This is a genomic window from Nocardia sp. NPDC056564, from assembly GCF_042793755.1.
GTDB lineage: Bacteria > Actinomycetota > Actinomycetes > Mycobacteriales > Mycobacteriaceae > Nocardia.
Map to the genome: position 1 here is coordinate 262,349 of NZ_JBHTUR010000005.1, position 20,249 is coordinate 282,597.

General features: G+C 68.9%; 18 protein-coding genes. 10 read left to right on the top strand and 8 right to left on the bottom strand.

Features of this window, described 5'->3' with window-relative positions; translation table 11 throughout:
• Positions 1 to 257 precede the first annotated feature (257 nt).
• A complete protein-coding gene (locus ACFQ9K_RS15925; RefSeq protein ID WP_378717480.1) occupies positions 258 to 1,052 on the top strand; it encodes a GntR family transcriptional regulator in 795 nt (264 codons plus the stop codon).
• A 3-nt stretch (positions 1,053 to 1,055) separates the two neighbouring features.
• On the opposite strand, the gene ACFQ9K_RS15930 is transcribed toward ACFQ9K_RS15925, so the two are convergent.
• Entirely contained in the window at positions 1,056 to 2,051 is a 996-nt protein-coding gene (locus ACFQ9K_RS15930) for an amidohydrolase family protein (RefSeq protein ID WP_378717481.1), read from the bottom strand.
• Between the two features lie 435 nt (positions 2,052 to 2,486).
• On the opposite strand from ACFQ9K_RS15930, the gene ACFQ9K_RS15935 reads away from it, so the two are divergent.
• From ACFQ9K_RS15935 to ACFQ9K_RS15970, 8 genes are all read left to right on the top strand, one after another.
• Positions 2,487 to 3,893 (top strand): amidohydrolase family protein, encoded by a 1,407-nt coding sequence (locus ACFQ9K_RS15935; protein WP_378717483.1) that lies wholly within the window; start codon positions 2,487 to 2,489, stop codon positions 3,891 to 3,893.
• A gap of 70 nt (positions 3,894 to 3,963) precedes the next feature.
• On the top strand, positions 3,964 to 5,385 hold the full coding sequence (locus ACFQ9K_RS15940; protein WP_378717484.1) for a uracil-xanthine permease family protein: 1,422 nt from the start codon (positions 3,964 to 3,966) through the stop codon (positions 5,383 to 5,385).
• Positions 5,382 to 6,737, top strand: coding sequence for a uracil-xanthine permease family protein (locus tag ACFQ9K_RS15945; protein WP_378717485.1), 1,356 nt, complete (start codon positions 5,382 to 5,384; stop codon positions 6,735 to 6,737). Before ACFQ9K_RS15940 ends, ACFQ9K_RS15945 begins: the two co-directional genes overlap by 4 nt.
• A 48-nt stretch (positions 6,738 to 6,785) precedes the next feature.
• Complete coding sequence (locus ACFQ9K_RS15950; protein ID WP_378717486.1) at positions 6,786 to 7,418, top strand: UbiX family flavin prenyltransferase; 633 nt, start codon at positions 6,786 to 6,788, stop codon at positions 7,416 to 7,418.
• Positions 7,415 to 8,818 carry a UbiD family decarboxylase gene (locus ACFQ9K_RS15955; RefSeq protein WP_378717488.1) on the top strand — a complete coding sequence of 468 codons (1,404 nt, stop codon included), beginning with the start codon at positions 7,415 to 7,417 and terminating at the stop codon, positions 8,816 to 8,818. The genes ACFQ9K_RS15950 and ACFQ9K_RS15955 overlap by 4 nt, the downstream gene beginning before the upstream one ends.
• The gene (locus tag ACFQ9K_RS15960; RefSeq protein WP_378717489.1) at positions 8,811 to 9,797 is read left to right on the top strand and encodes a CobW family GTP-binding protein; all 987 of its coding nucleotides are present in this window, start codon (positions 8,811 to 8,813) and stop codon (positions 9,795 to 9,797) included. The genes ACFQ9K_RS15955 and ACFQ9K_RS15960 overlap by 8 nt, the downstream gene beginning before the upstream one ends.
• 36 nt (positions 9,798 to 9,833) lie before the next feature.
• On the top strand, positions 9,834 to 10,712 hold the full coding sequence (locus ACFQ9K_RS15965) for an FAD binding domain-containing protein (RefSeq protein WP_378717491.1): 879 nt from the start codon (positions 9,834 to 9,836) through the stop codon (positions 10,710 to 10,712).
• Positions 10,712 to 11,182: a (2Fe-2S)-binding protein gene (locus ACFQ9K_RS15970; protein ID WP_378717493.1), complete on the top strand. Its 471-nt coding sequence runs from the start codon at positions 10,712 to 10,714 to the stop codon at positions 11,180 to 11,182. Before ACFQ9K_RS15965 ends, ACFQ9K_RS15970 begins: the two co-directional genes overlap by 1 nt.
• A 73-nt stretch (positions 11,183 to 11,255) precedes the next feature.
• Here the strand turns inward: ACFQ9K_RS15970 and xdhC are convergent, their stop codons facing one another.
• From xdhC to ACFQ9K_RS15990, 4 genes are all read right to left on the bottom strand, one after another.
• Positions 11,256 to 12,074 (bottom strand): xanthine dehydrogenase accessory protein XdhC, encoded by an 819-nt coding sequence (xdhC, locus tag ACFQ9K_RS15975; RefSeq protein ID WP_378723756.1) that lies wholly within the window; start codon positions 12,072 to 12,074, stop codon positions 11,256 to 11,258.
• Positions 12,067 to 14,454, bottom strand: a complete 2,388-nt coding sequence (gene xdhB / locus ACFQ9K_RS15980) for a xanthine dehydrogenase molybdopterin binding subunit (RefSeq protein WP_378723758.1) — start codon at positions 14,452 to 14,454, stop codon at positions 12,067 to 12,069. The genes xdhC and xdhB overlap by 8 nt, the downstream gene beginning before the upstream one ends.
• Complete coding sequence (locus ACFQ9K_RS15985) at positions 14,451 to 15,926, bottom strand: xanthine dehydrogenase small subunit (RefSeq protein WP_378723761.1); 1,476 nt, start codon at positions 15,924 to 15,926, stop codon at positions 14,451 to 14,453. The genes xdhB and ACFQ9K_RS15985 overlap by 4 nt, the downstream gene beginning before the upstream one ends.
• Before the next feature lie 329 nt (positions 15,927 to 16,255).
• On the bottom strand, positions 16,256 to 17,170 hold the full coding sequence (locus tag ACFQ9K_RS15990) for a LysR family transcriptional regulator (protein ID WP_378723764.1): 915 nt from the start codon (positions 17,168 to 17,170) through the stop codon (positions 16,256 to 16,258).
• Positions 17,171 to 17,257: 87 nt separating this feature from the next.
• Between ACFQ9K_RS15990 and ACFQ9K_RS15995 the strand changes: the two genes are divergently transcribed.
• Positions 17,258 to 18,226 carry an alpha/beta fold hydrolase gene (locus ACFQ9K_RS15995; RefSeq protein WP_378723766.1) on the top strand — a complete coding sequence of 323 codons (969 nt, stop codon included), beginning with the start codon at positions 17,258 to 17,260 and terminating at the stop codon, positions 18,224 to 18,226.
• Here ACFQ9K_RS15995 and ACFQ9K_RS16000 read toward each other — a convergent pair.
• The 3 genes from ACFQ9K_RS16000 to ACFQ9K_RS16010 form a co-directional block, all read right to left on the bottom strand.
• A complete protein-coding gene (locus ACFQ9K_RS16000; RefSeq protein ID WP_378723769.1) occupies positions 18,175 to 18,618 on the bottom strand; it encodes a VOC family protein in 444 nt (147 codons plus the stop codon). The genes ACFQ9K_RS15995 and ACFQ9K_RS16000 overlap by 52 nt on opposite strands.
• A 104-nt stretch (positions 18,619 to 18,722) precedes the next feature.
• Entirely contained in the window at positions 18,723 to 19,565 is an 843-nt protein-coding gene (locus ACFQ9K_RS16005) for a hypothetical protein (protein ID WP_378723771.1), read from the bottom strand.
• A complete protein-coding gene (locus ACFQ9K_RS16010) occupies positions 19,562 to 20,221 on the bottom strand; it encodes a hypothetical protein (protein ID WP_378723773.1) in 660 nt (219 codons plus the stop codon). The genes ACFQ9K_RS16005 and ACFQ9K_RS16010 overlap by 4 nt, the downstream gene beginning before the upstream one ends.
• Between the last annotated feature and the right edge of the window lie 28 nt (positions 20,222 to 20,249).

The following is a 20,249-nucleotide window of genomic DNA, read 5'->3' on the forward strand; positions in this document are numbered from 1 at the left end:
GAGCGGACTCCTTGGCTGTGCGGCGCTTCGACAACGCCGGGGCGGACCGGGTTCGCCGGCCCATTCCCACCCGATCACCTTGTCCGCCAAGGGGATTGGCACATCCCCGACCGGAGATCGGTCAAATGCTACACGGGGGACCGCTCGCTGCCAAGGCATTCCGGCGGTACGTCGCCCGGGCCGGCCGGTGCCTCGGCGGGCACCGGGCGAGTTGCATGTAATATTACGGCACTTGTCCACGAAGGAGGCGTGCCGTCATGCCCGAGTCGCCGGTTCAGGAGAACAGCGCGTCCGCAGAACTGCTCACCGACCGTACCTACGAGGCACTGAAGACGGCGATTCTCCGCAATCAACTCACGCCGGGCACGGCGCTGAGCGTGCCCGAGCTCGCCCGGCAGCTCGAGGTCAGCCGCACGCCGGTGCGCGAGGCGGTGCAACGGCTGATCTACGAGGGCCTGGCCGACCACGTCTCCCGCCGCGGTGCCGAGGTGAGCAAGGTCGACATCGCTGACCTGCGGCAACTGTACGTGGTGCGCGAATCGCTGGAGGGCCTGTCCGCGCGGCTGGCGACCGAGAACCTCGATGCGGACGGCCTGTCCACGCTGCGGCAGATCCTGGCCGAGCACGAACACGTGCTCGGCAGCGGCGCCGACAACGCCGCCCATATCGACCTGGATATCCGGTTTCATCGCACCCTCCGGGAGATCGCCGCGAATGCCCACCTGACGGCCGCGCTGGAGCCGATCGCCGGGCGGTCGCACCTTGCGCTGCATTCGCTGTGGCGGAGCAAGGACGCTCCCCGGCTCGCCCTCGACGAACACACCCACATCGTCGACGCGATGGCGGCCGGCGATCCCGATTTCGCGGAAACCGTTGCCCGGCGCCATATTTCCCGGCTCCGGGTGCGGCTGTCCCAGGCGACTACCCGGGACGGCATGTCCGGCGACACACCGCGGCGGCGAAACTTCTCGCTGCTGGTCGGCGACGAGGCCACCCCGGGCCCCGTGGGGCGCGCACGCCGTCGTGCGCGCCCCATCGAGACCCCTGGCTAGCGGTTACTTCGCCGAATCCAGCGCCGCTTCCTCGGCCCAGGCCGAGGGGGTGTAGCCGCTGTAGTGATCGGCGTGCGAATTGGTCGCCGACGCCTGCGGGACATCGCCGCGCAGGTACGCCTCCGCCTCGGCCTTGTCCTTGGGCGGCGGGGTCGGGGCCAGCCCGAGCAGTTTCGCCATATTGTTGCCCAGGTAACCCTCCAGGTCGTCCTCGGACAAACTCAGCCCCTGCGGCGGCTCATGGCACAGGACCTCCAGTTCGCGCGCCCACATTCCCGGTTCGTTCGGCGGGGAGTCGGTACCGAAGACCATTTTGCTCTTCTTCATCTCCTTCGCGAACTCCACGATTCGCGATTGGAGCAACCAGCCGGATTCGCCGATGACATTCGTCGAATCCTGGATCATCCAGAAGGCCTCGAAACAGTAGACGCCGCCGGTCTGGATGCCGAAATGTCCGAGAATGAAGTTCACGCTGGGGAACTCCCGGATGATCGGATAGAACTGGGTGGGAATGGAGTAGGGGCCGTCCCCGGTGTGGATCAGCACCGTCACGCCGAGGTCGGCGCAGACCCGCAGCGCGGGGCGCAGCCAGTCCAGCGCCCGGTCCGGGCGGTACGAGTGCATGTTCGCATGGAGTTTCATCATCTTGTAGCCGTGTTCCTGAACGTGGAACGCCAATTCAGCGGCCCCGTTCTCCGGCCCGAAGCGCGGGTTGTAGATGAAATTTCCGACGAACCGATCCGGATACTTCTGCACCAGTGACGTGATATAGGCCTGGTAATCACGGATGCCCTCGCGCCCGCTGCGATTGCCCTCCCGCCAGGCGGTATTGCCCGGCGGCGGCATGATGCAACTGATATCCACCCGGCGCGGTTTGCCATTGATCCACAACGGGCCGTCCATCATGGCGAGAGTGCGTTCGCCGGTGAATGGTTCACCGGTATGCCGCCATGCCTCGTCGACGAGATTTGTCGGATGGACGTGCGTATCGATGATCATCGTGGCTCTCCTTGAATCAGGTCGGGATGAGATCCCCGGCCGCGAATCACCGCACCTACGGGCCGCTCTGTCGACGCGGCGGCGAGCCGGCCCGACGCCGACTCGATGGCACCGAGTTCAGCACAGCACCCTCGGCGTGTCAACAGATTGCATGTAATTTCTGATCGCTCTGATTATGCATTTATGCAGCTCAGATGCGTTATCATTCGGCGCCCCGTCGGCGATGTCGACGGAATTCGAGGGTTGACAACGGCGATGCCGCCGCGTTTACATGTATCTGCGCCGGTCCTAGTCGACCGGATCGCACTGCCGGTGACCTCCCGATCCTGGGTTAAACCGTTCGGCGATCGCCAGGGCTGTGCCCTGGCCGGGAGTCAGCTCCCTTCGCCAACGGATTTACGGCGGCTCAGCCGCCCGGGAAAGGCAGAGGCGGCCATGGCACCTCCATCCCTCAAACGCTGCGATCTTCTGCTCACCGGTGGCACGGTGATCACCGTCGATGATTCCCGCACCGTGCATCACCAGGGCACGGTCGCGGTTTCCGGTTCCCGGATCGTCGCGGTGGGCACCGCCGCCGAACTCGCCGACTGGCGGGCGGACACCGTGCTCGACTGCGGCGGCCGGGCCGTGCTGCCCGGCTTCGTCGACGGCCACAATCATCTGGCCCAGGCCCTGGCCCGCGGGCTGGGCGAGGGAATGTCGATCGTGCCCTGGCTGTGTGAGTTCATGTGGCCCTATTCGATCGCGATGACGCACGAGGACGCGGTCGCCGCCGCCCGCCTCGGCGCGGTCGAGGCGCTGCGGGCAGGCACCACCACGGTGATCGACAACCATTACGCCCCAAGCGATTTGGCGACCACGCTGGCGATCGCCGAGGTGATCGAAGCGGCCGGCCTGCGTGGCGCGGTCGCCCGCGGCGCACTCGGTGATCGCACCGCGATCGCGGCCAGGCGCGGCCAGCCGCCGGGCCTGTTCCGGTTCAGCACCGCCGACGAGCTCGCGATCACGCGGGACGCGATCCGGCATCGCCCGCGCGGCTCGAAGGTCGAGATATGGCCCGCACCTTTGAATCTCACGTATGTCGACCAGGATCTGGTGCGCGGTTGTGTGGAGCTCGCCGCGGAGTTCGACACCCGCTGGCACACCCACTGTTGTGAAAGCAGCAGCGACCCGAGAAGTTACGTCGAGGAGTACGGCGTCCGGCCGGTGCAATGGCTGGCCGAGTCCGGGCTGCTCGACCACCGGGCGACCCTGGCCCACGCCATCTGGCTCGACGACCACGAGATCGAACAGGCCGGACTGAGCGGCGCGGGCATCGCCCACAATCCCTCCTCGAACGCCTATCTCGCGTCCGGCACCATGCGGCTGCGTGAACTCCGAAAGCACGGCGCCACAGTGGCTCTCGGCAGCGACGGGCCCAGCTGCGGGCACCGGCAGGACCTGTTCGAGGCGATGAAGCTGACCATTTTCGCGCAGCGGCTGGCCACCCTGGACCCGACCGCCGCCCGCGCCGAGGACGCGCTCGTCCTCGCCACCCGCGAGGGCGCGGCATACGCCGGTATCGATGCCGGCGTGCTCGAGCCGGGCCGGCTCGCCGACATCATCGTCGTCGACCTCGACCGGCCGCACCTGCGCCCGCTGCACCGCGCGGTGAGTTCCCTGGTCTACTCCGCGCGCGGCTCGGACGTCGAGACGACGATCGTCGGCGGGCAGATCGTCTACCACGAGGGGCGGTGCCTGCTCGTCGACGAGGCGGCGGTCGTCGCCCAGGCGCAGTTCCGCGCCGAACGACTGATCGCCCGTGCGGGCATGACGGCATTGCGCATGCCCTGGTCGAACTGATCGACCCCCGGTGGGCCACGGCCCATTTCTCGACGACTTGTCTCACCGCGTCGTGAGGCCAGGAGCAGTTATGAAATTCTTCACCCGCAGTAGTCTCCCGGCGGCGCCGAGGGACCCGGTCGATTCGGTCCCGCCGATCCGCCAGCTGATCCCGCTCGCCGTGCAGCATGTGATCGTCGCCTACTCCGGCATGGTCACGCTTCCGCTGGTCATCGGCATGGGCATCGGCCTGTCCCCGGCCCAGATCACCACCCTGGTCACCGCCAACGTGTTCGTCAGCGGCCTGGCCACGCTGTTGCAGACCCTCGGCCTGTTCAATGTCGGCGTCCGGTTGCCCATCGTCATGGGGTCCACCTTCACCGGCATCGCCCCGGCCATCATCGTCGGCACCACCGCGGGCCTGCCCGCGGTCTTCGGCGCCACCATCGTGGTGGGGGTGCTCACCTGGGTGATCGCCCCCTGGTTCGCCAAGCTGACCCGGTACTTCCCGCCCATCGTGACCGGAACGACCATCGCGATCATCGGCTTCTCCCTGGTGCCGAAGGCGGCCACGCTGATCGCCGGATCCGCGACGGCCGCCGATCCCGGTGGCGCCAAACGGTTGTTGCTCGCGCTCGGCACCATCGTGCTCGTGGTGGTGCTCGAGCGAGCCACCCGCCCGGCCATCGGCCGCTTCGCCATCCTCATCGCGCTGATCGCCGGGACGCTGGTGGCGTGGCCGCTCGGGCTGACCGACTTCTCCGCCACCGGTTCGGCGCCGATATTCGGTGTCGTACAGCCGTTTTCGTTCGGTACCCCGACCTTCGTGCTCGCCGCCATCCTCCCGATGCTGGTCGTGCAGGTGGTCAACATGGTCGAGTCGACGGGGGACACGCTGGCCACCGGCGTGGTGGTCGGCCGGGAGGTCGGGCCCGCCGATATCGCCCGTGCGCTGCGCGCGGACGGTGTCGGCACGGCGATCGCCGGCGTGTTCAGCAGTTTCACCTTCGTCACCTTCGGCGGGAACGTCGGGCTGGTCAGCATCACCCGGGTGCTGAGCCGGTACGTGGTGGCCGTCGCGGGCGTGATCCTGGTGATCATCGGCCTGATGCCCAAACTCGGGGCGGTCGTCGCGTCGCTGCCCGGGCCGGTGCTCGGCGGCATCGGGGTCGTCATGTTCGGCACCGTGGGCGCGATCGGCATCAAGTTCATGATGGCGGCCGACTTCAGCCAACCGCGTAACCATCTGATCGTGGCCATCGCGTTCGGCTTCGGCCTCATGCCGGTCGGAAATCCGGACTTCTACACCCAGCTGCCCGGTCCGCTGCAGACCGTGCTCACCAGTGGTATTGCCGCAGGCGGTATTTCGGCGTTCCTGCTGAATCTGTTGCTCAACGGGATCCCGCGGGCCGAGACCGGCGCCGGTGCGTCGGACCCGGCCGCGGAGCCACCGGTCGGCGAGCCCGCCGACCAGCCGGCCGGATCCCCCTCGGCGCGGCGAGAAGCGTTATGACCGAGGAACAATCGCGCCGTGCGCCGCGCACCACCGAAGTCGGCGCGGTCGACGAGCGGCTGCCCTTCACGCACATGCTGCTGCTGGCCTGGCAGCACGCGCTGGTTATGTACGCGGGGGTCATCGTGGTCCCCATCGTGGTCGGCACGACCCTCGGCCTGTCCGCGGCCGAGCTCGCCAACCTGGTCAGCACCGACCTCGTCCTGGCCGGCATCGGAACCCTGCTCCAGGCGCTGGGGCTGTGGAAGTTCGGCATCCGGATGCCGTTGGTGGTCGGTGCGGCATCCAGCGGCATCGTGCCGATGGTGCTGATCGGGCAGAGCAGGGGGCTGCCGACCGTCTACGGTTCCCTGCTGGTCGCCGGCGTGATCTGGGTGCTGGTCGCGCCGTACTTCAGCAGACTGCTGCGGTTGTTTCCCGCGGTGGTGACCGGCACCGTCATCGTGCTGATCGGCCTGACGCTCATCCCGGTCGGGGTCCGGCTCATCGCGGGCTCGGATCCGGGCGATCCCGGGTACGGTCGGCTCAGCCACCTCGCGCTCGCCGGCTTCACCCTGGCCTCGATGGTGGTGTTCCGGCGGCTGTTTCGTGGTCTGCTCGGGCAGCTCGCCATCCTGTTGGCGCTGGTTCTCGGGGCGATCGTCGGCTGGTCGACCGGGATCGGCAGCCTCGCGCACACCGGCGCCGGGCCGATCGTCGGCATGATGAGCCCAATGCACTTCGGCGCCTTGCAGTTCCATATTCCGTCGATCCTGCTGTTTCTCGTCATCGTCTTCGTGCTCATGGTCGAAGGCGCGGGGCAGGGACTTGCGGTCGGCGAGGTGGTGGGCAAGCAGGTCGGGCCGGACGACATCGCCCGGCTGCTGCGCGTCGACGGCCTGCTGACGGCGTTGAGCGGGGTGTTCAATGGATTCGTCTACACCACCTTCGGGCAGAACATCGGCCTCATCGCGCTGACCAAGGTCCGCAGCCGATATCCGGTGGCGATCGTCGGCGTGATCCTGCTGGTGCTCGGCATCGTCCAGCCCGTCGGCCGGGTGGCGGCCGCGATCCCGGAGCCGGTGATCGGCGCCGCCGCGGTGCTGACCTTCGGCGCCTTGACCGTCTCCGGCATCCAGATCCTGGCGCGGGTGGATTTCGACCGGTCCGGCAATGCGCTCATCGTCATGCTGTCGCTGAGTATCGGCCTGATCCCCGCGTACGCGCCGCGCTTCTATCAGCACCTACCGACCATGGCCGAGGTGGTGTTCCACAGCGGCGTCGCCACCGGCACCGTCCTCGCGGTGGTGCTCAACCTCGTCTTCCGCGTGCGGCGCCGCGACCCCGGCGACGCCCGGGCGGTCGCCGATTAGGCCTGCGCACAAGCGATTTCAGAGCCACCCCTCCCGAGAAGGATCGTCATGCCCAACGACTACGCCGCCGACCCGCCAGACCGGCCGCGGCTCATCATCGGGGTCACCGGCGCCAGCGCACCGCACCTCGCAATCCATCTGCTCACCGCGCTCGCCCGATTGCGCACGGTGCAGACCCACCTGGTGGTCTCGCGCGCGGCGCATCGCACCCTCGAGCTCGAGGCCGATCTGCGCGCCGACGATCTCGCCGGGCTCGCGGACGTCTATCACCAGCGCGGGGACATCGCGGCCAGCATCGCCTCCGGATCGTTCCTCACCATGGGCATGGTCGTGGTCCCCTGCTCGATGAAGACACTGGCCGGTATCGCGCACGGCTATTCGGATGACCTGCTCACCCGCGCGGCCGACGTCTGCCTCAAGGAGCGTCGCCGGCTGGTGCTGGTCACCCGCGAGACACCGCTGAGCCTGGTGCATCTGCGCAACATGACGGCGGTCACCGAGGCGGGCGCGATCGTGCTGCCGCCGGTGCCCGCGTTCTATCCCCGTCCGGCCGCCATCGAGGACCTGCTCGCGCATGTGAGCGGCAAGATCCTCGACCAATTCGGCATCGCCCACGATTTGTCGCCCCGCTGGCGCGGCGCGGGTTCCCGGACCGAGCTGACCGGAGGAATGGTCCGATGACGTATCCCGAACTGTCGCAGCGGCAGGACCCGCACGCCTTCCTCGCCGAGTACCTCGCCGCCCATCCCGACGATGTGCTGACCGTCGACGACGCGGTCCCCGCGGATCAGGGCGTCACCGGATTGATCTACGAACTCGCCGCCCGGGGACGGGAGGACATGCTGTTGTGCCGCAAGGTGACTGGCGTCTCGGTTCCGGTGGTGAGCAATGTGTTCGCCGCCCGCCGCCGGATCGCGCGGTTGCTGGGGGTCGGGCCGGAACGCCTGCACGAGGAGTTCGCGGCGCGCGCCGCACGACCGCTGACGCCGCGGCGCGTCGATGCGGGACCGATCCTCGAAGTCGTGCACACCGGCGCGGAGGTCGACCTCGGCACGGTGCCGATGCTGCGGCACTTCGCCTCGGATCGGGCGCCGTACATCACCAGCGGCATCATCGTCGCCGCCGATCCCGACACCGGCGTCGGAAATCTGAGCTATCACCGCTCGATGGCGCACTCGCCCACCGAATTGGCGACCAGCCTGCATTCGCGGGGCGACCTGTGGCGCATTCTCGGGCGCTACGCCGAACGGAATGCGCCGATGCCGGTCGCCATGGTGATCGGCGGGCACCCGCTGTTCATGCTGGCCGCCTCCGCGCGGGTCGGCTACGAGGTGGACGAGCGCTCGATCGCGGGCGGCCTGCTCGGCGAGCCGCTAGAGGTGGTACCGACGCCCGAGCACGGCATCGAGGTTCCGGCCTGGTCGGACTTCGTGCTGGAGGGCACCATCGATGCCGCCGCCTACGCCGAGGAGGGTCCGTTCGGCGAGTTCTCCGGCTACTCCTCGAATCGGTCCACCAACAACCTGATTCGGGTCACCTCGATCCTGCGGCGGCGGGAGCCGATCCTGTTCGACGTGGAGGGCGGCAACACCGCCGAGCATCTCAATCTGGCCCGGATTCCGCGCGAGTCGGAGATGGCGGAGAAGCTCAAGACGCGATTCCCGGATGTGACCGCCGTGCACTATCCGACCTCGGGAACCCACTTCCACTGCTATGTGGCGCTGCGGCAACGCAGGCCGGGGCAGGCGCGGCAGGTGATGCTGGGGCTGCTCGGCTGGGATCCGTACGTCAAAACCGTTGTCGCCGTTGACAGCGACATCGATATCACCGACGACGCGGCGGTGCTGTGGGCGCTGGCCACGCATTTCCAGCCGCACCGCGACATCCTGACCGCCGACGGGCTCCCCGGTTCACCGTTGGACCCGTCCTCGACCAGCGACGGGACCACGTCCCGCATGGGGCTCGACGCGACGCGCGGTCCCGGCTTCGACGGTCGGCGGATCGAAATCTCGGCCGACGCGCTGGCCCACGCGCGACAGATCCTCGAACCGAGCACACCAACCGGAGGAAAACATGCCTGACCACGCCAAAATCCCGGTGACCGTCCTGACCGGGTTTCTCGGTTCGGGAAAGACCACCCTGGTCAACCACATCCTGACGGCGAACCACGGCCACCGAATCGCGGTGATCGAGAACGAGTTCGGCGAGATCCCGATCGACAACGATCTCGTGCTGAACGCGGACGAGAAGATCATCGAGATGAGCAACGGCTGCTGCCTGTGCTGCACCGCCCGCACCGACCTGATCGACATCCTGCGTTCCCTGCTGACCCGCAGCGATCGCTTCGATCGGGTGCTCATCGAGACCAGCGGGCTCGCCGATCCCAACCCGGTCGCCCAGACCTTCTTCGTGGACGAGGAGGTCGCGCGGCACTTCGCCCTCGACGCCATCGTGACGCTGGTGGACGCCAAGCACGTGCGGGCGCACCTGGCCGAGGTCGATCAGCACGGCGTGGGGTCCCACGTGGTCGATCAGATCGCCTTCGCGGACCGGATCGTGATCAACAAGATCGACCTGGTCGATGCCGAATCCGTTCGGGCGGTGCGGGATTCGATGCGGGCGATCAACGCTACCGCGGACATCATCACCTCCGAGTACGCCGCGGTCGAGCTCGCCGACGTGCTCGGCATCGGCGCGTTCGACATGGCCCGCACTATGGCCGGCGATCCGCACTGGCTCGACGAGGACACCCACCAGCACGATCCGGACCTGACCTCGGTCGGGGTGGAACTCGACGGCCGGGTCGATCATCGCGCGCTGGAGTCCTGGCTCGCCGCCCACCTGGCCGAACGGGGCGCCGACGTGTACCGGATCAAAGGACTGTTCGCGGTCGAGGACGACACCCGACGCTTCGTCCTACAGGGCATCCACACCTCGTTCGAGATCCGGCCGTCGGCGCCGTGGCCGGGCGAAAACCACACCGGGAAGGTCGTTTTCATCGGCCGCGACCTCGACCGAGCCGAACTCACCCGCGGCCTGCGCTCCTGCCTGGCGCGCTGACCACGATTCGCCTCCCACCGACAGGACTGTTCCGACATGGAATTCTTGCAACCCGCGACCTGGGCCGACGCGCTGGCCGCCAAGGCCGAGCATCCGGACGCGGTGCCGATCGCCGGCGGTACCGACGTGATGGTCGAGTTGAATTTCGACATCAAGCGGCCACCGGCCCTGCTCGATCTGACCCGGGTGGCCGAGCTCACCGATTGGAGCGCCGCCGACGGCGCCCTGCGGATCGGCTCCGGTGTCACCTACGCCCGGCTCATCGGCGAGTTCGGTTCTCGTTTGCCCGGATTGGCGATGGCCGCCCGCACCGTCGGCTCGCCGCAGATCCGTAATCGCGGGACCGTCGGCGGCAACCTGGGCGCGGCCTCGCCCGCGGGGGATGCGCACCCGCCGCTGCTCGCCGACGACGCGGTGGTGGAGGCGCATTCGGTCCGCGGCATCCGGCGGATCCCGATCACCGAGTTCTACACCGGCGTCAAACGCAATGCCCTGGCGCGAGACGAGCTCATCGCGGCGTTCTGGGTCCGGCCAGCCACCGGCCCGCAGCAATTCGCCAAGATCGGCACGCGAAACGCCATGGTCATCTCGGTGACCGCGTTCGCGTTGGCGCTGCGTCCGGACCGCCGCGAGGTCGGCACCGGGTTCGGGTCCGCGGCCCCCACCCCGCGCCGGGCCGTCGCGGCCGAACAGTTCCTCGGCGGCGAGCTCGACGCGGGCGGGTGGTGGGACTCGCGGGCGCAACTCGCGCCCGCCGTGGTCGCGCGCTTCGGCGAACTGGTCGCCGACGCGGCCGCACCCATCGACGATGTGCGCGGCACGGCGGAGTACCGCAGGCACGCGCTGTCGGTGCTGGCCCGGCGAACGCTCGGGTGGGCCTGGAAAGACTATGTGGCAGAGGGGAAGGCGGCCTGATGCGGGTCATCTGCACCGTCAACGGCACACCCGTCACCGTCGATGAGGTCTGGGCGGGGGAGAGCCTGCTCAACCTCCTGCGGGAGCGAATCGGGCTGCCCGGCGCCAAGAATGCCTGCGAGCAAGGCGAATGCGGTTCCTGCACGGTCTATTTGGACGATGCGCCGGTCTGCTCGTGCCTGGTTGCGGCGGGCCAGTCGCAGGGCCGCGTGGTGCGGACCATCGAGGGCCTCGCCGAGGGTGCCGAGCTGGCGCCCGTGCAGCGGGCGTTCGTAGAGGCGGGAGCGGTCCAATGCGGCTTCTGCACACCGGGTCTCATCGTGCAGGCCCACGATCTGATCGAACGGACTTCGACGCCGTCGGATGCGGAGATCCGCGAGGCGCTCGCCGGAAACCTCTGCCGCTGCACCGGTTACGAGAAGATCCTCGACGCGGTCCGGCTGGCCGCACGGCGAAAAGCGGCCGGGTAGCGGCGGATTCACCGCGCCTGCGCTGCCCCGGGCCCGATCAGCGACCGCTGGCCGGGCCCGGGGCTTTGTGCGGCTAGCGGCCGGCCTGCTCGAAGGTCAGGAGCAGGTCGGCCGCGACGCTCACCGCGATCGTGGCCGGTTCCTTGCCGGTGATCTCGGAAAGTCCGATCGGCGTCTTGATCCGCGCGAGGGCGGCGGCGTCGTGACCACCCTCGGTGGCCAGGCGTTGCCGGAACCGCGCCCACTTCGCGGCCGAGCCGATCAGGCCGATCGAGCCGAGATCGGTGGTGCGCAAGGCGGCGTCGCACAGCGCGGCGTCTTCGGCGTGGTCGTGGGTCATGATCAGGATGTGGGTGCCCGGCGGCAGCTGCGCGAGCACCTCCTCCGGCAGCAGCGGCGTGTGGTGCACGTGTACCTGCGCCACCGCGTCCCCGAGCGCGCCGAGCCGTTCGTCGGTGAGCACGTCGGCCCGCGTGTCGATCAGATGCAGATCGAGGTCGTGGCGGGCCAGGATCCGGGCCAGCTCCAGCCCGACGTGCCCGACGCCGAAGATGGCCACCGCCGGACCGACCGGCAGCGGTTCGAGCAGCACGGTGACCGCGCCGCCGCAGCACTGCACGCCGTGGCGGTTGGTGACCTTGTCGGTCAGGGCGAATTCCATCAGTTCCGGCTCCGGGTGCGGCGTCGCCATCAGCTCACGGACCCGGTCGATGGCGACGGCCTCGAGATTGCCGCCGCCGATCGATCCCCAGGTCTCGCTCTGTCCCACCACGAGTTTGGCGCCGGCCCGGCGGGGCGCGTGGCCGCGCACCGCCGCGACGGTCACCAGCCCGCCGGGTTCGCGGCGGGCACGCAGCCGCGCGACCGCGCTCACCCAGGTCGAGTCAGACACTGCTCAAAGTGCTTGCGTCGGTGTGGATCTCGCCGCTGCTTCGGGCGTGCTCGCCGCCGGCCCGCGCCGCCTCGATCGCCCAGTACACCGCCTCGGGTGTGGCCGGGGCGCCGAGCCGCACGCTGATCCCGGCGGGGCCGAACGCCGCGGCGGCCGCCCGCAACGCCTCGCGCACCGAGAACGCCAGCATCAACGGCGGCTCGCCCACCGCCTTCGACCCGTACACCGCGCCCGTCTCGGTGGCGTTCGCCAGCAGCGTCACGTTGAAGACCTCGGGCATTTCCGAGAAGCTCGGCAGCTTGTAGGTGCTGGCCGCCTGGGTCAGCAACCGGCCGCGGCCGGGACCGTCGCCGGTGTCCCATCGTGCGTCCTCCAGGGTCAGCCAGCCCGCGCCCTGCACGAATCCGCCCTCGACCTGGCCGATGTCGATCAGCGGGGAGAGACTGTCGCCGACGTCGTGCACGATGTCCACCCGCCGGATGCGGTAGGCGCCGGTGAAGCCGTCCACCTCCACCTCGCACGCCGCGGTGCCGTAGGCGAAGTACTTGAACGGTGTGCCCTGAAAGGCGTCGGCGTCCCAGTGCAGCCCTTCCGTGCGATAGAAACCGGCCGCCGACAATTGGACTCGCTGCCGGTACGCGGTGCCGACCAGGGCGTCCCAGGCCAGCTCCCGGTCGCTGCCGAGCGCGCGCACGACGCCGTCGGCGATGCGGACATCCGCCGCGTCGGCGCCCAGCTGTCCCGCGGCCACCTGCGACAGCCGCGCACGCAGCTGCTCGCAGGCATTCTTCACCGCGGCGCCGTTGAGATCGGCGCCTGCGCTGGCCGCGGTCGCCGAGGTGTTGGGCACCTTGTCGGTCCGGGTCGGCGCCAGGCGCACCTTGTGCAGCGGTATGCCCAGGGTGGTCGCGGCGACCTGGAGCATCTTGGTGTGCAGCCCCTGGCCCATCTCGGTGCCACCGTGGTTGATCAGCACCGAACCGTCCTTGTAGATCAGGACGAGTGCGCCGCCCTGGTTGAAGGCGGTCAGGTTGAACGAGATGCCGAACTTGACCCCGGTGACCGCCAAGGCCCGCTTCGTATGCGGGTGTGCCGCGTTGAATTCCGCGATCTCCGCGCGCCGCCGGTCGAGGTCGCCCTGCTCGTGCACCTCCCGCCAGGTTCTCGAGATTCGTTCGGCGCCAAGGACTTCCTGCCCGTAGGGGGTGTGCTGGCCCGGCCGGTAGAAGTTGCGCTCGCGCAGTTCGGCCGGCTCGAGTCCGAGCAGGGGTGCGCAACGGCCGAGGATGTCCTCGATGACGAGCATGCCCTGCGGGCCGCCGAAACCACGGAACGCGGTATTGGACACCTTGTTGGTCTTCGCGATGCGACCGGCGATCCGCGCGTTGGGGATCCAGTAGATGTTGTCGATGTGGCACAACGCGCGGGCCAGGACCGGTTCGGACAGGTCGAGGCTCCAGCCGCCGTCCGCGGTCAAGGTCGCCGCCAGTGCCCGCAGCCGCCCGTCGGCGTCGAACCCGACGCGCCACTCGGCGTGGAACCCGTGCCGCTTGCCGGACATGGTCATGTCCTGAGTCCGATTGAGCCGCAGGCGAACCGGGCGCCCGGTCCGGATGGCGCCGAGCGCGGCGACCGCCGCGAAGCCGTGCGGCTGCATCTCCTTGCCGCCGAAGCCGCCACCCATCCGCAGGCACTGCACGGTGACCTCGTGGCTGCGCAGGCCGAGCACGTGCGCGACGATCTCCTGGGTCTCCGACGGGTGCTGGGTGCTGCTCTGCACGAACACCTGCCCGCCCTCGTCGACGTAGGCCAGGGCGGCGTGTGTCTCCAGGTAGAAGTGCTCCTGGTCGCCGAACTGGAATTCACCGCTGAACACGTGCGCCGACTCGGCGAAACCGGCGTCCACGTCGCCGCAGTGCATGGTGGGCCTGGCGCCGTGAAAACTCTCGGCCGCGATGGCCTCGGCCAGTGTGATCAGCGCCGGCCGCTCGTCCAGTTCCACCACGACGGCGGCCGCGCCCAGCCGCGCGGATTCCAGCGTCTCGCCGAGTACCCAGCACACCGCGTGGCCGTAGAACATGACCGTGTCCGGGAACAGCGGTTCGTCGTGTTTCATCCCGGCATCGTTGACGCCCGGTACATCGGCGGCCGTGAGCACCCGCACCACGCCGGGGACGGCCAGTGCGGGCTCGGTGTGCAGCGCGGTGATCCGGCCGTGCGCGTGCATGACCTGCACCGGGTATGCGTGCAACGCGTCCTTGGTGCGGTGCACCAGGTCGTCGGTGTACAGCGCGGCGCCGGTGACGTGCAGCGCCGCGCTCTCGTGCGGCATCGGGACGCCGACGACGGGATTGTCCGGTCGCTGGGACAGGTGACTCATGACTCGACCTCATTGACGGTGTGTGCGTACAGCTTTCGCAGGCTCTGGCCGAGCATGGCGGAGCGGTATTCGGCGCTGGCGCGGTGATCGGCCAGCGGTGTCCCCTCGGTGTGCAGGATCCGGGCGGCGGTTTCGGCGGTCTCCGCCGACCAGGGCCGTCCGGTGAGCGCGGCCTCGGTGGCGCGGGCCCGGATCGGGGTGGCGGCCACGCCGCCGAGGCCGATGCGTGCGGACCGGACCATGCCGTTCTCGATATCCAACGCGAAAGCCACTGCCACGCTGGAGATATCGTCGAAGCGACGCTTGGCGATCTTGTGGAACGCCACCACCGGCGCCAGCGGCAGCGGGACGCGCACGGTGCGGATCAGCTCATCCGGCCTGCGCACGCTGCGCCGATACCCGGTGAAGTAGTCGGCGAGGTCGACCTCCCGCTCGCCGTCGGCGTCGGCGAGCACCACCGACGCGCCGAGCGCGAGCAGCACCGGCGGGCTGTCGCCGATGGGCGATCCGGTACCCAGATTGCCGCCCAGCGTCGCTCCGTTGCGGATGAGCCGGGAGGCGAACTGCGGGAACAACTCCGAGAGCAGCGGTACCCGTCCGTCGAGACGCCGTTCGATCTCGGTGAGCGACAGGGCCGCCCCGATATCGATGCGATCGCTCTCCACCCGCAGTTCGCGCAATTCGGGGAGACGATCGATCGCGATCACGTAATCCGCGCGCCGGGCACGGATATTCACCTCCACGCCCCAGTCGGTGCACCCCGCGACGAGCATCGCGCCGGGCCGGTCCCGCAGCAGTCGCGCTGCTTCGAGCAGGGTCTCCGGCCGCCGGAATGTGTGGCCGCCGCCGGCATAGTCGGTGGCCACCGGCTCGGGCGGGGACTGCGCGCGGCGCCGGGCGAGCGGGTCGTCCGCGCTCGGCGCGCCGACGGCATACGCCGCGTCGCGGATCGGGCGATACCCGGTGCAGCGGCACAGGTTTCCGCTCAGCGCGTGCAGGTCGAACCCGTTGGGGCCGTGTTCGGCCGCGGACGTCTCCGGTTCGGCGGCTGCCGAATCCGGGGCGGCGCGACGGTCGGGGCGGTAGTACTCGGAGGCCATGCTGCAGATGAATCCCGGTGTGCAGTAACCACATTGCGAGCCGCCCCGCACGGCCATCGCCTGCTGCACCGGATGCAGCGTGGCGGGCGTGCCCGGGGTGCCCGTGCCCGCGAGTCCCTCGGCGGTGACGATCTCCTGGCCGTCGAGCGCGGCCGCGGGCACCAGGCACGCGTTAATCGCGACCCAGTCGGTGGGTTGGTGTATGCCCGGGCGGGCGACCATGATCGAACACGCGCCGCACTCACCCTCGGCGCAGCCCTCCTTCGTTCCGGTGAGGCCGCTTTCCCGGAGGAAATCCAGGACCGTCGTATGCGGTGCCGCCGGGGAAATCGGCACCGCCTGTCCATTGACGGTGATTCGCGCCGTTACCATGACACATCATCATTTCGGTGATCGGTCGATGTGTTTGCCCAACTTGCCATGTCAAAGCCTTCTATTTTCGATAGCGCAGCCCGGAAAGCCGGAGCGCGCATCAGCACGCGTGGGCGTGCCGCGGTGCGGACGAAGTTCGGAATGTGCCGGGCCACAGCGGGGCCCGCGGCGACGGGGTCGGTCAGCAGCCGTGGGCTACGCGACCGGGAACCCACGCGGTCCGGTGGGCGAGGCGACGCAGGTCAGAGATGGTCGACATCCGACTTCGCCCCCTTTCCAGCGGCTCGGGATCCGGTAGGCTCAAAACTACGTCGGGAAACGGACATCGGTCAAGCGAATCGGGAATTCGCCCCCGCCGGGCCGCGCCGGCGCACGGTGTCCAGGAATTCCCGCAGTACCGGCGACGTGTCGCTCTTCCGATACGACAACACCAACTCCGGCAACGGAATTCGCGGAGTGACGGCGCAGAACCATACGCCCGCCCTGGCGACCGCCCGCAGACAACTCGGTCCCATGCCCACCCCGACCCCGCACGCGGCCAGCCCGATGATCGTGTGCACGTCCCTGGCCTCGATCGCCCGCCCGGCGGTGCCGGTGACCGGGTCCAGCAGCGTCCGCAGCCTGGACATCGTGGCCGGCTCGGCGTCCCACGGGGCGACGATCAACTGCGCACCACGCAACTGCTCGATGCCGACCGACCGCTGTCCGGCGAAGGGATGCGCGGCCCCGACCACGGCCAGCAGATCGTCCCGGCCGACCGGGACCGAGGTCAGCCGCTCCGCACCGGCGCCGCGCGGGGCGCCGCGCCCGATACTCACGTCCAGCTCACCCGCGATCAGCGCGGAAGTGCTTGCGCTGGTGGCCATTTCATGCAGGCCGAGCCGCACGTCCGGATGCTCGGCGACGAACGCGTTCAACACGGCGGGCAGGAGTTCGAGCAGCGCCGAGCCGATGAAGCCGATGCGCAACTCGCCGATCTCGCCGCGCTCCGCCCGGCCCGCATCGGCTGCGGCCCCGGCCATTTCGGCCAGTGATCGGCGCGCCCGCGCCAGAAACGCCGTCCCGGCGGCGGTCGGAAACACCCCGTGCGCGGTGCGGTCGAACAGTCTCGCGCCGACTTCTCGCTCGAGTGCGGCGATCTGTTTGGACAGTGGTGGCTGCGCGATGCCGATGGCGTTGGCGGCCCGCCCGAAGTGCTGATGTTCGGCCAGGGCGATGGCGTAGCGGAGATGACGGGCTTCCACCGGGTCGATGATATCCGTGGGGTATCGCGCACAGGCTTGTGAGATATGCCGGTGGATAACGCTCGGGGGCAACGGTGGACTGGACCGATGGATACGATCTTCGTCCTCGTGCACGGCGCGTGGCATGCCTCTTGGCAGTGGGCGGCCACGCAACGCGGGCTGGCCGCGCTGGGCGCGACAAGTCTGGCCTTGGACCTACCCGGACACGGCTTTTCCGCCCCCATGCCCGACACCTACCTCGACCCCGGCCAGTGCCGGCTGAACTCGGCCCAGTCGGAGCTGGCCGGACTGTCCTCGGCGGAGTGCGCCGCCGAGATCGTGGCGGCGCTGCGCTCGGTTCGCCGGTATCGCCGGGTCGTGCTGGTCGCGCACAGCGCGGGCGGGGGACCGGCGTCCGCGGCCGCGGAACAGGCTCCCGAACTGGTCGACACACTGATTTATCTGTCGGCGTTCGTGCCCGCGGGCCGTCCGCGCTTCGCCGACTATCTGGCCGCGCCGGAACAGACCGCCACCGCCCTGGGCGGTGGCCTGATCCTGGGTGATCCCGACCGGATCGGCGCGTTCCGGATCAACCCGATCTCGCCCGACCCGGCCTATGTCGAGGAGCTGCGGCAGACCTACTACCACGATGTTCCCGTCCGGGAATTCGACCGATGGCGCCACGCCCTGAGTCCTGATCTCCCCGTGTCCATTCCGACCACCCCGATCACCCTGACGCGCGAGCGGTGGGGGAGCATCCCGCGCGTGTTCATCCGGTGCGCGGACGACCGCGCGGCGACACCGGCCATGCAAGACCTGATGATCGCCGAAGCCGACGCGGCCATGCCGGACCAGCCGTTCACGGTCCACACCCTGCCGGGCGGCCATGCGCCGTTCGCGGCACGCCCCGCCGCGCTGGCCGACGTACTGTGCGGAGCAGTGGCACCAAGCCGGGGTCTTCCTGCTCGCCCCGGCGAGCAGCTACCGGTTCGGCCGCGCGACCGCCGCGCGAAACCGGGCGTGGCTCAATTGATGTCGAACTCGTTGCCTTCGGGGTCCTGCATCCCGACCGCGTAGTGGTCGATTCCGTCCTGGTACATGACGCAGATGCGGGTGGCGCCCAGGCCGGCCAGGCGGTCGGCCTCGGCGTCGACTCGCTGCTTCCGGATCTGGATCGGGTCGGTCCGGTCGCCGCTGGCGTGGATGTCGAGGTGCAGCCGGTTCTTGACGACCTTCGCGTCGTGCACCACGTGGAACCAGATGGCCGGTCCGCCGCCCTGCGGATCGCTGATCCGGTCCGCGCCGCCGGCCAAGGCTTCCTCCGGCAGCCCCAAGTCGCGGTAGTAGTCCGCCCAGGTGGTGAAACCGGTTGGGGGCGGCGCGAATTCATAGCCCAGCGCGGCGGCCCAGAACCGGGCCTGGCGCTCGGGATCGGCACAGTCGATCACCAGTTGGTATCGAACGGACACGGGTTCCTTTCCAGCCGGCCGCCGTGCACAGGTGTGGTCACGAGCGGCGGCGGCGGAATCCCCGTCCGGCACCGACGGCTGGACGGGGATTCGAGTTGGGTTGTTCAGTAACGGAATTGGCGCAGGATCGGGCCGCAGACGTGCCATTCGTCGCCGCCGTCGTGGGCCTCGTGCGCCAAGTGCGCGACGTACCACATGACATTGTCCTGGCCGTCCGTGTTCTCCCCGTTGGCATGCTGCCAGATCTGATCGTCGTAGCTCGTGCCGAGGGCGCCCCGGAGATCCTCCGCCCCGTGATAGGCGACGATCGCCACGTCCAGATTCGAGAACCAGTCGCTGGTGCCGTCGAACGGTCCCTTGTCGATCAGGAACCCGCGGTTGCTGTCCTTGTTCATCACCGCCCAGCGGTTGTCGCCGGTGTGGACGGTCGACACCTCGTTCGTCTTCGGATTCCAGCCGGGGCCATATCCCCAGTCCTGACTTGTCGGCAGATGTTGAAGGGCGAGATTGTTCTGCGACCCGTCGATATCGAAATCGAAGCGCCAGTAGACATGATGGCGATGGTTATAGGGATGCTGGAGTCCCGCGCTGTACATCTGCGGCAAGATGATGCCGTCGTCGCGGAATATCCAGCGATTGAGCAGACGATAATTGACGATGCGGTGATAGGAGTCCACCACCAGGAACCGGAATCCGTCGCCCGGGCTGCCTTCGTACACCTCGACCGGTCGTTGCAAATTCGAGGTGCCCATCTGGTCCTTGTACGGACCGCCGCCCTGGTCGTATTGGACCCGGATCATCGGCACGCTCGCCTTGTACAGCACCTTCTTGCCCCGGTAGAAGACCTCACGGAACCTGATCGCCTCGGTGTCGCCGTCGATCATCTCCCAGATGAACGTCCACACCGGAGCCTCCGGCGGCCAGCTCACCACACCCGACACGCTCATATCAATCCCTCCGGGAACAGGCCGGCCCGCACGACCTCGTCGGTGCTCAGGTCGACGACGGCGAACGAGGTCGGCATCCGCCGGTCCAGCGGTCCGAACCGCAGATCGACGAGCCGGTGTCCGTGCCTCGGGCTGTGGATGTCGACGTCCTCGATGATCAGTCCGGCACCGGTGTCGACGTCGATTCCGTTGTCCGGCAGGCGACCGTCCGCGCGGACCAGCTCGATCGCGTGCCGCTCCTCCTGCGCGGACACGGCCGGCTGGTTCGTCGAGGTGGTCACCCGCACGACCACGCGCCGGTCCGGATCGACAACGGCCTCGACGGCGAGGTCGTCGTCATAGTCGTAGATGACCACGACGGGATACTCGGTATCCCGGTCCAGCTCCCGGGTGCCGACGCTGACGATGGCGTACCGCTTGCCGCGCAGCAGGTCTCCGACCTCGGGCGCCGCGAGCGCGATCTCGGGTGCCGCCGCCGCCCGCCGGTCGAGCTCGGCGAGGCTTCGCTCCGCGTACCGCACCGGCGTGGTCTCGATGGCCGGGCGGAACCGGCTCCAATCCTCGGCGTCGCTGTATTTCGGTTCGATGACCGGACCCAGATCTATTATTTCCGTCTTCAAGAACCCCGGTGGGGGGAGTTGAAACCGTTCGGACATGAGAGTCTCCGCTTTTCGGATCGTGTTG